Origin of the sequence: Pseudomonas sp. RC2C2 (assembly GCF_018390435.1) — a bacterium.
Taxonomy (GTDB): domain Bacteria; phylum Pseudomonadota; class Gammaproteobacteria; order Pseudomonadales; family Pseudomonadaceae; genus Aquipseudomonas; species Aquipseudomonas donghuensis.
In genome coordinates this window covers 3,749,534-3,763,638 of record NZ_JAHBAX010000001.1, presented here as the reverse complement: position 1 = coordinate 3,763,638, position 14,105 = coordinate 3,749,534, and the positions used below count along the sequence as shown (strand labels likewise).

The 14,105-nt window shown below is 62.4% G+C and carries 9 protein-coding genes; 2 read left to right on the top strand and 7 right to left on the bottom strand.

From position 1 onward, the window contains the following. Positions 1–3: 3 nt before the first annotated feature. From KHO53_RS17410 to hrpA, 6 genes are all read right to left on the bottom strand, one after another. On the bottom strand, positions 4–1,128 hold the full coding sequence (locus tag KHO53_RS17410) for a GNAT family N-acetyltransferase (protein WP_213570554.1): 1,125 nt from the start codon (positions 1,126–1,128) through the stop codon (positions 4–6). A gap of 84 nt (positions 1,129–1,212) precedes the next feature. Beyond that, on the bottom strand, positions 1,213–2,526 hold the full coding sequence (locus KHO53_RS17405) for an OprO/OprP family phosphate-selective porin (protein WP_010223072.1): 1,314 nt from the start codon (positions 2,524–2,526) through the stop codon (positions 1,213–1,215). Between the two features lie 198 nt (positions 2,527–2,724). After that, on the bottom strand, positions 2,725–2,955 hold the full coding sequence (locus KHO53_RS17400; protein WP_010223073.1) for an anti-sigma factor family protein: 231 nt from the start codon (positions 2,953–2,955) through the stop codon (positions 2,725–2,727). After that, positions 2,949–3,560 (bottom strand): RNA polymerase sigma factor, encoded by a 612-nt coding sequence (locus tag KHO53_RS17395; protein WP_010223074.1) that lies wholly within the window; start codon positions 3,558–3,560, stop codon positions 2,949–2,951. Before KHO53_RS17395 ends, KHO53_RS17400 begins: the two co-directional genes overlap by 7 nt. Positions 3,561–3,671: 111 nt before the next feature. Beyond that, positions 3,672–4,793 (bottom strand): beta-ketoacyl-ACP synthase III, encoded by a 1,122-nt coding sequence (locus KHO53_RS17390; protein ID WP_213570553.1) that lies wholly within the window; start codon positions 4,791–4,793, stop codon positions 3,672–3,674. 206 nt (positions 4,794–4,999) lie between these two features. Next, positions 5,000–8,905 carry an ATP-dependent RNA helicase HrpA gene (gene hrpA, locus KHO53_RS17385; protein ID WP_213570552.1) on the bottom strand — a complete coding sequence of 1,302 codons (3,906 nt, stop codon included), beginning with the start codon at positions 8,903–8,905 and terminating at the stop codon, positions 5,000–5,002. Between the two features lie 448 nt (positions 8,906–9,353). On the opposite strand from hrpA, the gene KHO53_RS17380 reads away from it, so the two are divergent. Further along, the gene (locus KHO53_RS17380; protein ID WP_010223077.1) at positions 9,354–10,718 is read left to right on the top strand and encodes a glutamine synthetase family protein; all 1,365 of its coding nucleotides are present in this window, start codon (positions 9,354–9,356) and stop codon (positions 10,716–10,718) included. A gap of 30 nt (positions 10,719–10,748) precedes the next feature. Beyond that, positions 10,749–12,056 carry an NAD(P)/FAD-dependent oxidoreductase gene (locus KHO53_RS17375; protein WP_213570551.1) on the top strand — a complete coding sequence of 436 codons (1,308 nt, stop codon included), beginning with the start codon at positions 10,749–10,751 and terminating at the stop codon, positions 12,054–12,056. A gap of 97 nt (positions 12,057–12,153) precedes the next feature. Here the strand turns inward: KHO53_RS17375 and fadD1 are convergent, their stop codons facing one another. Beyond that, positions 12,154–13,851 (bottom strand): long-chain-fatty-acid--CoA ligase FadD1, encoded by a 1,698-nt coding sequence (gene fadD1, locus KHO53_RS17370; RefSeq protein WP_213570550.1) that lies wholly within the window; start codon positions 13,849–13,851, stop codon positions 12,154–12,156. Positions 13,852–14,105 lie beyond the last annotated feature (254 nt).

Here is a 14,105-nt window from a genome sequence, read left to right as displayed (position 1 = left end):
CCCTCAGCCTTGCCGATAAGGCAACGCTAAACGCGCCTCCTCGGCATACGCCAACACCCCCGCCCGCTCCTGCTGCAGGAACTCCTCCACCGCCCGGCGCAAGCCCGGGTGCAGCAGGTAATGCCAGGAACGGGTGATCACCGGCTCAAAACCGCGAATCAGCTTGTGCTCACCTTGCGCCCCGGCATCGAAACGCTGCAGGCCTTCGGCAATCGCCAGGTCCATGCCCTGGTAGAAACAGGTCTCGAAGTGCAGCCGGTCGAACGCATCCAGGCAGCCCCAATAACGGCCATACAGGCTGTCGCCACCGACCAGGCTGAAGGCCATGGCGACATCGCGGCCGCCCTGACGGGCCATGACCACACGAATCGCTGCGGGCATGCGCTCAGCCAGCAGACTGAAAAACGCTCGGGTCAGATAAGGTGCACGACGGCGTACGGCATAGGTATTGGCATAACAGGCAAAAACGAAATCCCACTGGGCCTCGCTCAGTTCATCACCGCGAAACCAATGAAACTCGATGCCGTGCCCCACGACCTGCTCACGCTCCTTGCGCATCTGTTTGCGCTTGCGTGAACTCAAGGTGTCGAGAAAATCCTGGAAGTCGCGGTAGCCCTGATTACGCCAATGAAACTGGCAACCCAGGCGTTCCATCCAGCCTTCACGCTCGCGCATCAGCGCATCGGCGCGCTCATCGGTGAAGTTGATATGCGCGCCGGACATCCCCTGTGCAAACAGTTCGTCCGTCAGTTGATCGACCAGCTCGGCCGCCGCATGCGGGTCGCCCAGCAAGCGTGGGCCGGTCACCGGCGAGAACGGCACGGCGCAGAGCAGCTTGGGATAATAGGCAATCCCCGCCCGCTCGCAGGCATCGGCCCAACCGTGGTCGAACACGTACTCGCCGAATGAGTGGGTCTTCACATAGGCCGGCAAGGCCGCGCGCAGTTGGCCGGCACTGTCGGTGAGCAACTGATGCGCCGGGCTCCAACCGGTGTTGCGGCTGACGCTGCCGCTGTCCTCCAGGCTGGACAGAAACGCGTGGCGCAAAAACGGCTGCTCCTGTGGCACCAGGGCATCCCAGGTGGCAGGCGTGAGTTCGGCAAGGTGTTGCAAGATGAGCTTGGGCATTGACGCAGTCTGCCTCGTCGCGCAGACGAAAAAAAGCCCCGCACAAGCGGGGCTGAAGATCTAACGGATGAGGAGCGGTATTGCTTAGAACACGTACTGCGCGCGCATGACGAAACCGTCGCCGCTGTCGTCGCCGACAGCGTTCTCGGCATTGTCGACCTTGGCTTTGACGTACACGCCGCTGAGCTTGATCGACTCGTTGGCGTACCAGTTCAGACCAACGTTATGCACCTTGCCTTCGATATCGCTGACGTTGGCGAACGCGCCATTGTCGTCATCGACGCTCAGGTGGTCATAGCGGTAGAACACTTCCCAGGCACCGATCTGCTTGTTCGAGGGTTTGATGCTGTCGAACTTGCCGAGCTTGTAGCCACGGGCTTCACCGGTGATGGTGTAGGCCAGCTGACCGTAGTAGCCGTCAGCCTTGATGTCGGAGAACGCGGCGCTGTCGGCCTGGACGTCACGCTTGACGTATTCGCCCTGAACCGAGAACGGGCCCATGGCCCAGGCCGCTTCCAGCCCCCAGGCCTTGTCGGTGTCATAGGCACCGGCCGGGGTGTTGTTGCGGCCGCCCAGGGTCAGGCGGTTGCCGTTGGTACCGGCATCCTGGCCGCCGTCGGTGCTGACGCCGCGCATGCCCAGGCGGCTGCGGATACGGCCGTCGAACGCGGTGTCGGAGAGGTCGCGCTGGGCATAGTTGATACCCAAGTGCAGGACGTTGCCGGCTTCGTGCATCGGTGCGAAGACGCCACGCAGGTTGAACTGCTTGGTGCTGTCGCCGTCCTTGTCCTGGTTGGTGGCGTCCTTGGCGAAGGCACCGACCGAGCCATACAGCGAGTCACCGGCGTTACCCGAAACCTGCAGGCCCAGGCCGCCGTTGTGGGCGTTGGTCCAGTCGACCAGGTCGTAGGCAGCGGTACGTTCCTGAGCGGTTACCCACTTGGAGCTGGTGGCTTTTTCCAGGCCGAACTCAGGGTCGAAACGACCGAACTTGATCGATACCGGGCTGAAGCCGTTGTAGGCCAGCGAGGCTTCATCGAAGTAACCGTCTTCGGAACGGTTGTCACCGCCGGAGTTGTGCGAGAAGTCGTAAGCGATCTGGTAGGCCCAGTCCTTGTACATCACGCCGCCCAGTTCCAGGTAGGCGCGGCGGAAGTAACCGGCGTCAGCGGTGTTGCCGTTGTTGGTGTAGAAACCGTCGAAACGGCTGTAGTCGGCCTGAATCCGACCGCCCAGCTTGAAGCTGAACTCTTTGTCGGTGGTAGCGACCTCGAGGCCACCCTTGGTCTTGACTACGATATCGGCGCCGTCGGTGGTCACGGTACCCGCGAAAGCCTGGGCGGTAACGGCCATGGCCAAGGCGCTGGCTGCGAAACCTGCGAAGTGCTTACGGATCATCGAAGAAGCTCCCCTACTTTATGGTCTTGATAATGTTGGAAAAACACGCGGCTCAAGCCACTTGTGCTGGGGAGGAATCTTGGCGGGGGCTTATGTCAGATCAGTGGCTTTTAGATAAATGTTTTGTGACAAGGGAACTTTTTTACTTCGAAATGAAATAAGCCGGAAAGCTCCGTTGCAGAGCCTTCCAAGCGTGATTCAGGAGTTTTTCAGCTCCCGGGCCAGACGCTCGGCCAGGGCATCGCTGTCGACCACCGGCGCCTCCGGCAAGGCCCGTACCGTCGCCTGGGCCACGCGCATCTGCTTGAGAAAGCGCCGGCAGTGGCGACAGAACAACAGGTGCTGACGCACCATCAGGCGCTCGCCCAGGGTCAGTTGTTCATCCAGGTAGTCGCTCGAGCGGGCGACGAGTTGCTTGCAGCTCAGCATTGGCCGGTTTCCTCGAAATGTTCCAGGGTCGCAAAGACCTTGAGGCGCGCCCGGTGCAGCAGCACGCGGACATTGGAGAGGGAAATCTCGAGAAGATTACAGATCTGCTCAAGCTCCAGGCCCTGCCGCTCGCGCAACACCAGCACACTGCGTTGCAGTTCCGACAGGCTCAGCAAAGTATGTTCAAGGCATTCGCGCAACTGCTCACGGCTGAGCATGGCCTCTGGCGTGTCTTCGTGCCAGGCCGAGGGCCCGTGCAGCCAGTGCCCGTCGGTGGCGAAGCGCTCGTCGCCGACCGTGCCATGAGGGCCAGGCAGGTCATCGAGCAGCACTTCGCGGCGATTCTGCTTGTAGCGGGTCTTGGCCGCGTTGGCGGTAATGGTGAGCAGCCAGGTCTTGAGGCTCGAACGCTGCTCGAAGCCCTTGAGGTTACGCACCACCGCCAGCCAGGCATCCTGTACCGCCTCATCGGCGTGCCGGCTGCCGACAATCGCGTAGGCGACTGCGCGCATGGCGCCCTGATAGGTGTCGACCAGTTCCTTGAACGCTTGTTGCTCACCCTTGAGCAGCCTCTCCAGCAAGCGGGCTTGTTGTTCGCCAGTCATCGCCATCCATCCATCGTTCTGCGGGTAGAGTCCGATTAGGCGGATTTGTTACAGCCAACGCCATCAGCGAAGTGCACCAGCGCGGTGGGACACTTCGCCCTTAACTGAAGCTCAGCGCTTGCGCAGGATCACGCTACCAATCGAATAACCGGCGCCGAACGAGCTGAGCACGCCCAGCGCGCCCTGTGGCAGGTCATCCTGATGCTTGTGCAAGGCGATCACCGAGCCTGCCGAACTGGTGTTGGCATAGCTGTCGAGGATCACCGGTGCCTCTTCTTCCAGGGCATCACGGCCGAGCAGTTTCTTGACGATCAAGTGGTTCATGCTCAGGTTGGCCTGGTGCAGCCAGAAGCGCTTGACGTCGCTGACGTTGAGGTTGTTATCGGTCAGGTGCTGGCCGATCAGCTCGGCAACCATCGGGCAGACCTCGCGGAACACCTTGCGGCCTTCCTGGACGAACAGCTTGTCGGGGGCGCCGATGCCCTCTTCGCCCGCGCGGTTGAGGAAGCCAAAGTTATTGCGGATGTTGTTCGAGAACTGGGTCAGCAGCTTGGTGCTGACAATGTCGAACTGGTGTTTGGAGGTGGCCAGGTCGGCGCGCTCCACCAGTACGGCCGTCGCGGCATCACCAAAGATGAAATGGCTGTCGCGGTCACGGAAGTTCAGGTGTCCGGTGCAGATTTCCGGGCTGATCACCAGTACCGCGCGGGCCTGGCCCAGTTGCACGCTGTTGCAGGCGGTCTGGATGCCGAAGGTGGCCGACGAGCAGGCCACGTTTATGTCGAAACCAAAGCCGTTGATGCCCAGGGCCTGTTGCACTTCGATGGCAATGGCCGGGTACGGGCGCTGCAGGTTGGAACAGGCAACGATGACCGCATCGACGTCCGCAGCCGTGCGGCCTGCGCGTTGCAGGGCCTGTTCGGCGGCGGCTACGGCCATCTGGCAGAGGATCGACGGTTCGTCGTTGGAGCGCTCCGGCAGGCGCGGCTTCATGCGCTGCGGATCGAGGATGCCGTCCTTGTCCATGACGAAGCGGCTTTTGATCCCCGAGGCTTTTTCAATGAAGGCGGCGCTGGACTCGGCCAGGGCCTGGACCTCACCGCGCTCGATGGCGGCGGCGTTGTCGCGGTTGAACTGCTGCACGTAGGCGTTGAAGGACTCCACCAGCTCTTCGTTGGAGATGCTGTTGGCCGGGGTGTACAGGCCGGTGCCGCTGATGACGACGTTATGCACGGTCGTTCCTCTGTTCGGGGCCATTGCCAGCCCGGCAACGGCCTGTTCGGTCGGTTTGAGTTGGCACCAAAGTACCAACTTTGACTGGTAATGACCCTGACGTGCAGGGCCCCTGCGCAGTGCTGCATTCGAGAGCCGCGCACGCCCGGCAGGTAATTCCGGGGTACGCGGCGAATATCAGCCAAGTGTGCCACAACTGCAGGGGTTTAGGCTTCCACCTGACTCCACTGCTTGCTCAGTCGTTTGTCGGAAACCGGCACCTTGGTACCCAACTGCTGGGCGAACAACGACACCCGGTATTCCTCCAGCCACCAGCGGTACAGCTGCAGCTGCTCGTCGCGCTTGCCTTCCTGGGCGTGCTTGTCGAGGCGGGTCTGGTACTGGCTCCAGAGGTTGCCCAGCTCACCACTCCAGACCCGGTCCTTCTGCACCTGGGCACCGAGTTTCTCCAGGCGCAATTCGATGGCCCTGAGGTAGCGTGGCAGTTCCTTGAGCCACAGCCCCGGGGTTTCACGGACAAAGCCCGGGTAGACCAGGTTAGCCAATTGCTGCTTGATGTCGTTGAGGGCCACGGCCTGAGCCAGGTCGATCTTGCCCTTGAAGCGCTTTTGCAGGCCGTGCCAGAGCTTGAGGATCTCCAGGGTCAGGCGCGCCAGGCGTTCGGCGTGCTCGGCCCAGCTTCCGCGCTTGCGCTCGGCCAGCGAGGCCAGGCCTGCGCCATCGCGCGGCAGGGTGCTTTCGCCGTCAAGGATGCAGCTGTCGAGGCTGGCCAGGAGGATATCTTCGACCAGCGCCTCGACCCGGCCCAGTTCACGGTACAACAAGCCAAGCTCGGTCAGCCCCGGCAGCTTGCTGCGCAGGAACTTGGCCGGCTCCGCCAATTGCTGCAGCAACAAGCGCTGCAAGGCACGGCGGTGCTGGAATTCGGCTTCGGCCTGGGTCGAGAAACGCCCCTCCTTGACCGTGCCGTTGTCTTCCACCAGCGCCGGATACACCGTCATCGACAGCCCGGCAAACTTCTGTTGCGCGGTCTCGGCCACCTGGGTAAAGGCCTTGGCCTGCACCGGCTGCTGGCTTTGCGCAGTCTGCGGCACCGCCAATGCCGCCTGACTGGCAGCGGCGAAGCGTGCAGTCAGTTCAGCCAGGTCGCGGCCTTCACCAAGGAACTTGCCCTGGCCATCGACCACTTCCAGGTTCATCTTCAGGTGGCTGTCGACCTGCGAAGCGGCTTCGGCCCAGGCTTCATCGCTGACCCGCACACCGGTCATGCGCAGCAGCTCGCGACCCAGCGCCTGGGGCAACGAGCCTTCGCCAAAGCTCATGCGCTGCAACGCGGCCTTGACGAAGTCCGGCACCGGCACGAAGTTCTTGCGCAGCGCCTTGGGCAGGTTGCGCACCAGGCCAATGCACTTGGCTTCCAGCAGGCCCGGCACCAGCCACTCCAGGCGCTCGCCCGGCAGGCTCGGCAACAGGGGCGCCGGCACCCGCACGGTGACGCCGTCTCGCGGATGGTTCGGCTCGAAGTGGTAGCTCAGGGCCAGGCTCAGGTCGCCCAGGCGCAAGGTGTCCGGGTACTGCGCGGCGGTGACTTCACTGGCCTCGCGGGCCAGCACGTCTTCCTCGCGCATGATCAACAACTGCGGGTCTTTCTGGCTGTTGACCCGGTACCAGCTGTCGAACGTTGCGGTCTGGTGGATCTCGGCCGGCAGGCGCGCTTCATAGAAGCCGTACAAGGTTTCTTCATCGGCGAGGATATCGCGCCGACGGGCCTTGGCCTCCAGCTCGTCGAGCTGCTCGAGCAAGCGCCGGTTGGCGCTCAGGCATTTGGCTTTGGACTGGATCTCGCCACCGACCAGCGCCTCGCGGATAAACAGCTCGCGGGACATCACCGGGTCGACCGGGCCGTAATGCACTGGCCGACGGCCGACCACGATCAGGCCATAGAGGGTGACCTGCTCGAAGGCCACCACCTGGCCGCGCTTCTTCTCCCAGTGCGGTTCGAAGTGGTTTTTCTTGATCAGGTGCCCGGCCAGCGGCTCGATCCAGTCCGAATCGATCTTGGCCACCATGCGCGCATAGAGCTTGGTGGTTTCCACCAGCTCGGCGGTCATCAGCCACTGCGGGCGCTTCTTGCCCAAACCGGATGACGGGTGCACCCAGAAGCGCCGCTGGCGGGCACCGAGGTAGTCACCGTCTTCGGTCTTCTGGCCGATCTGGCTGAGCAGGCCGGACAGAATCGCCTTGTGCAGGCGCGGGTAGTCAGCAGGCTCCTTATTGATGCTCAACTGCAGATCACGACAGATCAGACTCAACTGCCGGTGAGCATCGCGCCATTCGCGCAGGCGCAGGTAGTTGAGGAAGTTTTTCCGACACCAATTGCGCAGCGGGCTGGCGGTCAGGGCCTGGCGCTGCTCCTCGAAGCCGCGCCACAGGTTGACCAGCGCGGCGAAGTCGGAGTCGGCATCCTTCCATTGCGCATGGGCCTGGTCCGCCGCTTGCTGGCGCTCCGGTGGACGCTCGCGCGGGTCTTGCACCGACAGCGCACTGGCGACGATCAACAGCTCGTTGAGACTGCCTTGCTTGGCGCCTTCGAGCAGCATGCGGCCCAGCCGCGGGTCCACTGGCAGGCGCGCCAGTTGCCGGCCCAGGGGCGTCAGCTGGTTCTCGCGGTTGACCGCCGAGAGCTCCTGCAACAGGTTGAAGCCGTCGCTGATGGCCTTGCCATCCGGTGGTTCGATGAACGGGAACGCGTCGATCTCGCCCAGGCGCAGGTGCAGCATCTGCAGGATGACCGCAGCGAGGTTGGTGCGCAGGATTTCCGGGTCGGTAAAGGCCGGCCGCGCGTTGAAGTCTTCTTCGCTGTACAGGCGCACGCAGATGCCCGGTTCGACCCGGCCGCAGCGGCCCTTGCGCTGGTTGGCGCTGGCCTGGGACACGGCTTCGATCGGCAGGCGCTGGACCTTGGCCCGGTAGCTGTAGCGGCTGATCCGTGCGGTGCCGCTGTCGATCACATAGCGAATGCCCGGCACTGTCAGCGAGGTTTCGGCGACGTTGGTGGCCAGCACCACACGCCGCCCCGGATGGGACTGGAAAATCTTCTGCTGCTCGGCCGGTGACAGGCGCGCGTACAACGGCAGGATCTCGGTGTGGCGCAACTGGGCCTTGCGCAGCATCTCGGCGGCGTCGCGAATTTCGCGCTCGCCCGGCAGGAACACCAGCACATCGCCCGGGCCTTTGCCCAGGCTGCGCTCGTGGGCGGCAATCTCGTCGAGGGTGGCGAGGATCGCCTGGTCAACGGTGAGGTCGTCCTCGACGCGGTTGCCCTCCTCGTCCTGCTCACTGGTCAATGGCCGGTACCAGGTTTCCACCGGGTAGGTGCGACCCGACACTTCGATGATCGGCGCATCGTTGAAGTGCTTGGAGAAGCGCTCAAGGTCAATGGTCGCCGAGGTGATGATGACCTTGAGATCGGGACGGCGTGGCAGCAGGGTCTTCAGGTAGCCGAGCAGAAAGTCGATGTTCAGGCTGCGCTCGTGGGCTTCGTCGACAATGATGGTGTCGTAGCGCTCAAGAAAACGGTCGTGCTGGGTTTCGGCCAGGAGGATGCCGTCGGTCATCAGCTTGACCAGGGTGTTGGCATCGCTCTGGTCTTCAAAGCGCACCTGGTAGCCAACCAGCGCCCCCAGTGGCGTGCCCAGCTCTTCGGCGACCCGGGTAGCGACACTGCGCGCAGCAATCCGCCGTGGCTGGGTATGGGCGATCAGGCCATGCTGGCCGCGGCCAAGCTCCAGGCAGATCTTCGGCAACTGGGTGGTTTTGCCCGAGCCGGTTTCACCGGCGATGATCAGCACCTGGTGCTCGGCCAGGACCTTTTTGATCTCGTCACGCTTGGCCGCAATCGGCAGGCTGTCGTCGTAACGGATGCTCGGCACGCTGGCCTTGCGCGCAGTGACCTGGGCGCAGGAGGCCTGAACCTTGTCGACCCATTGCGCAAGCTTGGCCTCGTCCGGGCGCTTGCGCAGCTCGTGCAGCTGCCGGCGCAGGCGGTGACGCTCGGCAATCATGGCGTGGTCGAGGTTTTTCAGCAGTTGATCAATCGCGTGGTCAGTCATGGGGGCTTTTTAGTCGTGCAGGTGAGCCTGCTTTTGCATGATCGGCTTTTTCAAGGGCTGCGATTGTCGCAGATTTGCCGACGCTCGGCACGGTTGCAGGCGGCCCGGGCATTGTTTAGTCAAGACTTACCTGAAGTTGCACAAAGGCTTATTTAATGAACCTTCCCCGGCATGGGAGTATCCAGGCATGACTTCGTCTCCCGGTTTGCCCCGTCCGCTGCTGCGTCCTTCGTTCCCGAAGGTGCGGGCACGCTCTGGGGAAAATCCTCTGGTGCACATCATTCTCGCCTTCTGGGCCTTGTGGCACTGCCGCCATGCCCGCCCACCGGACGCCCGCTTCGCTCTGCACTGAACCGTGCGGCCAGCTTCTGGCCGACCTTCCTTGTCGAAGACTGCCGCCTGACCGGCTAGGCAGTCCTGTGCGCCTGACGGCGCGAGCGAGCGCACCATGCAATTTGCCCCCATCGAGCAGGCCCGAACGTTTCTGGCCGCCAACCCCGATATCGAAATGATCGAGCTGTTCATCCTCGACGCAAACGGCGTGCCGCGCGGCAAGCTGCTGCACCGCGAAGAGCTGCTGGCGGTGTACGAAAGCGGTCGGCCATTGCCCAGCACCATCCTCGGCCTGACCCTGAACGGCGACGACGTGGAAAACTCCGGGCTGGTCTGGGATGTCGGCGACATTGATTGTCGCGCCTATCCCCTGGAAAACAGCCTGGTGCGTCTGCCGTGGCGGCAGATTCCCACAGCGGCGCTGCAGGTCAGCATGCACCCCAGCGAAGGCCTGCCGGCGAGCATTGCCGACCCGCGCCATCTGCTGATCAAGGTCATCGATGCGCTCAAGGCCGACGGTTACTACCCGGTGATGGCCTGCGAGCTGGAGTTCTACCTGCTTGACCAGAAGCGCGACAGCCAGGGCCGGCCGCAACCGGCGCTGGACAGCGACGGCGGCCGCCCGCGTGGCACCCAGGTCTACGGCCTGCGCGAACTGGAACAGATCGAGCCGTTTCTCGCCGACCTCTATGCTGCCTGCAAAGCCCAGGGCATTCCGGCGCGCACGGCGATTTCCGAGTACGCCCCGGGCCAGGTGGAAATCACCCTGGAGCATGGCGACGCGCTGCTGGCCATGGACCAGGCAGTGCGCTACAAGCGCCTGGTCAAGGGCGTGGCACACAAGCACGGGATGCAGGCCTGCTTCATGGCCAAGCCGTTCGATCACCTGGCCGGCACCGGCATGCACATGCACGTGAGCCTGGCCGATGCCCTGGGCAACAACCTCTATGCCAGTGAAGACAAGGCCGGCACGCCGCTGCTGCGCCAGTCGGTGGCCGGCATGCTCAAGCTGCTGCTCGATTCGCTGCTGCTGTTTTGCCCCAACGCCAACTCCTATCGACGCTTCCAGGCCAACAGCTATGCGCCGCTGGCGCCGACCTGGGGGGTGGATAACCGCACCGTCAGCCTGCGCGTGCCAGGCGGCCCGGCCAACAGCCGGCATATCGAGCACCGCATCTGCGGCGCCGATGCCAACCCTTACCTGGCCGCGGCGGCGATCCTTGCCAGCCTGCATCACGGCATCCGCCAACAACTCGACCCGGGCGCACCGGTCGAGGGCAATGGCTATGCCCAGGCCACCGAACTGCTGCCCACCGACTGGCTGACGTCGCTGACTGCGCTGGAGCGTTCGAGCTGGGCACGGGAGGCCTTCGGCGCCGAGTTCCTCGGCGTGTACCTTGCGGTCAAGCGCGCCGAGTACCGCCAGTTCATGGCCGAAGTCGGCGAGCAGGACTGGCGCTGGTACCTGACCCAGGCCTGACTCTCTCTTTTTGCGCCAAGGATTTTTGTCATGAATGCAGCCGTAAATCCCGGCCCTGCCCAGCGCAGTGCCTCCTACTACACCGCAAGCCTCAATGACGCCACGCAGTACCCGACGCTCAAGGGCACGGTGAAGGTCGATGTGGCAATCATCGGCGGTGGCTTTACCGGTGTCGCCAGCGCCGTGGAGCTGGCCGAACGCGGCCTGAAGGTCGCCCTTATCGAAACCAATCGCATCGGCTGGGGCGCCAGCGGGCGCAACGGCGGCCAGGTCACCGGCAGCCTCTCGGGCGATGAAGCGATGCGCAAGCAGATGCGCGACAAGCTCGGTGATGACGTCGATGACTTCATCTGGCACCTGCGCTGGCGCGGCCACCAGATCATCGAGCAAAGGGTGGAACGCTACGGCATCGACTGCGACCTCAAGCGCGGCCACCTGCACGCGGCGATGAAAGCTTCGCACATGGGCGAACTGCGCGCCTTTGCCGCCGAGGCCGAGCGCCACGGCATGGGCGATCAGGTCGAGCTGCTCGACCAGCATGCCATGCGCGAACACCTGCAAAGCCCGCTGTACCTGGGTGCCTTGAAGAACCGCCGCAACCTGCACCTGCACCCGCTCAACCTGTGCCTGGGCGAGGCCCGCGCCGCGCACAGCCTGGGCGCGTTGATCTTCGAGAACTCCGAGGTACTGGACATCATTCACGGCGACCAGCCGGCGGTGGTGACGGCCCACGGCCGGGTCGAAGCCAAGCAGGTTTTGTTGGCCGGCGACGTCTATCACAAACTGGAACAGCGCCAGCTCAAGGGCAAGATCTTCCCGGCCATGGGCGGCATCGTCACCACCGCGCCACTGGGTGAGCTGGCCGCGCAGATCAACCCGCAGGACCTTGCGGTGTACGACTGCCGCTTCGTCCTCGACTACTACCGGCTGACCGCCGATGGCCGCCTGCTGTTTGGCGGTGGCGCCAACTATTCCGGGCGCGACTCACGGGATATCGCCGGTGAACTGCGCCCGTGCATCGAGCGCACGTTTCCGGCGCTCAAGGGCGTGCCGATCGAGTTCCAGTGGAGTTGTGCGATGGGGATTGTGGTCAACCGCATTCCGCAGCTGGGCAAGCTGTCGGATAACGTCTGGTACTGCCAGGGTTATTCCGGGCACGGCATCGCCACCAGCCATATCATGGGCGAAATCATGGCCGAAGCACTGACCGGGACACTGGAGAAATTCGATACCTTTGCCGGCTGCAAACACATCAAGGTGCCAATGGGCGATGTGTTGGGCAATCCGTTGCTGGCGGCGGGGATGTGGTATTACCAGATGCTCGAAAAATTGCGCTGAAACCATCGCTGGCAAGCCAGCTCCCACAAGGGCCAATTACACCGTACCTGTGGGAGCTGGCTTGCCAGCGATCGAGCGCGAAGCGTTCGCCTGAAACTCAGGCGATCTTCTTAAGGCCCAGCTTCTTCAGCTCTTCATCACGCAGTTCACGGCGCAGGATCTTGCCAACGTTGGTCGTCGGCAACGCATCACGGAACTCGACAAAGCGTGGCACTTTGTAGCCGGTGACATTGGCGCGCATATGCTCCATCACCTGCTCCTTGGTCACGGTCATGCCCGGCTTGACCACGATGAAGATCTTGATCACTTCACCGGACTTCTCGTCCGGCACGCCGATGGCCGCACACTGCAGCACGCCTGGCAAGGCCGCCAGCACATCTTCGAGCTCGTTCGGATAGACGTTGAAACCGGAGACCAGGATCATGTCTTTCTTGCGGTCGACGATACGCATGTAGCCGTCCGGCTGGATCAGGGCGATGTCACCGGTCTTCAGCCAGCCGTCGCTGTCGAGGATCTCGTTGGTGGCATCTTCACGCTGCCAGTAGCCCTTCATCACCTGCGGCCCCTTCACGCACAACTCGCCGACTTCGCCCAGTGCCAGTTCCACACCGGCGTCGTCGATGATCTTGCACAGGGTCGAGGGCATCGGAATACCGATGGTGCCGATCTGGTTCTGCTCGGCCGGGTTGACCGCTGCCACCGGGCTGGTTTCGGTCATGCCGTAACCTTCGCAGATGGCGCATCCGGTCACTGCCTTCCAGCGCTCGGCGACACTCATCTGCAGCGCCATACCGCCCGACAGGGTGATCTTCAGGCCGGAGAAATCCAGCTTGCGGAAATTCTCGTTGTTGCACAGGGCGACGAACAAGGTGTTCAAACCAACAAAGCCGCTGAACTTCCACTTCGACAGTTCCTTGACCATCGCCGGTAAGTCACGCGGGTTGCTGATCAGGATGTTGTGGCTGCCAATCAGCATCATCGCCATGCAGTGAAAGGTGAACGCGTAGATGTGGTACAGCGGCAGCGGTGTGATCAGGATCTCGCAACCTTCGTTGAGGTTCGAGCCCATCAGCGCCCGGCATTGCAGCATGTTGGCCACCAGGTTGCGGTGGGTCAGCATCGCGCCCTTGGCCACCCCGGTAGTGCCGCCGGTGTATTGCAACACGGCCACATCATTACTGCCCGGATTGGCTTCCTGAACAGTCTTGCCGCGGCCTTTGCTCAAGACATCGTTGAACTTCACCGCTTTGGGCAGGTGATAGGCCGGGACCATTTTCTTCACGTACTTGATCACGCTGTTGATCAACAGGCGTTTAACCGGTGGCAACAGGTCGGCCACTTCGGTGACAATAACGTGTTTGACCTGGGTCTTGGGCACCACCTTCTCGGCCAGGTGCGCCATGTTCGCCAGGCAGACCAGCGCCTTGGCGCCGGAATCGTTGAACTGGTGTTCCAATTCCCGCGCGGTATACAACGGGTTGGTGTTGACCACGATCAGGCCCGCCCGCAGGGCACCGAACACGGCAACAGGGTATTGCAGGACGTTGGGCAGCTGCACGGCAATACGATCACCCGGCTGCAGGTCGGTATGCTGTTGCAAGTAGGCGGCAAAGGCCCCCGACAACTCATACAACTCGCCGTAGGTAAGGGTTTTGCCCAGGTTGCTAAAGGCCGGTTTATCGGCAAAGCGTTGGCAAGACTGCTTCAATACCGCCTGAATATTCGGATACTCATCAGGATTGATTTGCGAGGCAATCCCGGCTGGGTACTTATCCTTCCAAAAATTTTCGATCATGGAAGCCCACTCCTCCAGCAGCAGCGAATTCTTCACCGCAGTCGATGCGATTATTATTGATATAAGATTACGGTTTATTGCAAACCTGATAATCCGAAGCGGGCCGAGAGTAGCAGCTTTGCCAAGGGCCGCCTAGAGCTAAAGTAGCCCAAACAGTCACGGAAATGACTCTTGATTATCACGTAGTCATTTTTAGAGTAAAAATTCTAAAGCCTTGGGTTTCAAGAAGCAAGCCGCAAGCTGGAGGCGTGCTT

Coding starts and splice junctions, on each gene's coding strand:
- KHO53_RS17410 (WP_213570554.1), bottom strand. CDS start 1,128: ATGCCCAAGCTCATCTTGCAACACCTTGCCGAACTCACGCCTGCCACC.
- KHO53_RS17405 (WP_010223072.1), bottom strand. CDS start 2,526: ATGATCCGTAAGCACTTCGCAGGTTTCGCAGCCAGCGCCTTGGCCATG.
- KHO53_RS17400 (WP_010223073.1), bottom strand. CDS start 2,955: ATGCTGAGCTGCAAGCAACTCGTCGCCCGCTCGAGCGACTACCTGGAT.
- KHO53_RS17395 (WP_010223074.1), bottom strand. CDS start 3,560: ATGACTGGCGAACAACAAGCCCGCTTGCTGGAGAGGCTGCTCAAGGGT.
- hrpA (WP_213570552.1), bottom strand. CDS start 8,905: ATGACTGACCACGCGATTGATCAACTGCTGAAAAACCTCGACCACGCC.
- KHO53_RS17380 (WP_010223077.1), top strand. CDS start 9,354: ATGCAATTTGCCCCCATCGAGCAGGCCCGAACGTTTCTGGCCGCCAAC.
- KHO53_RS17375 (WP_213570551.1), top strand. CDS start 10,749: ATGAATGCAGCCGTAAATCCCGGCCCTGCCCAGCGCAGTGCCTCCTAC.
- fadD1 (WP_213570550.1), bottom strand. CDS start 13,851: ATGATCGAAAATTTTTGGAAGGATAAGTACCCAGCCGGGATTGCCTCG.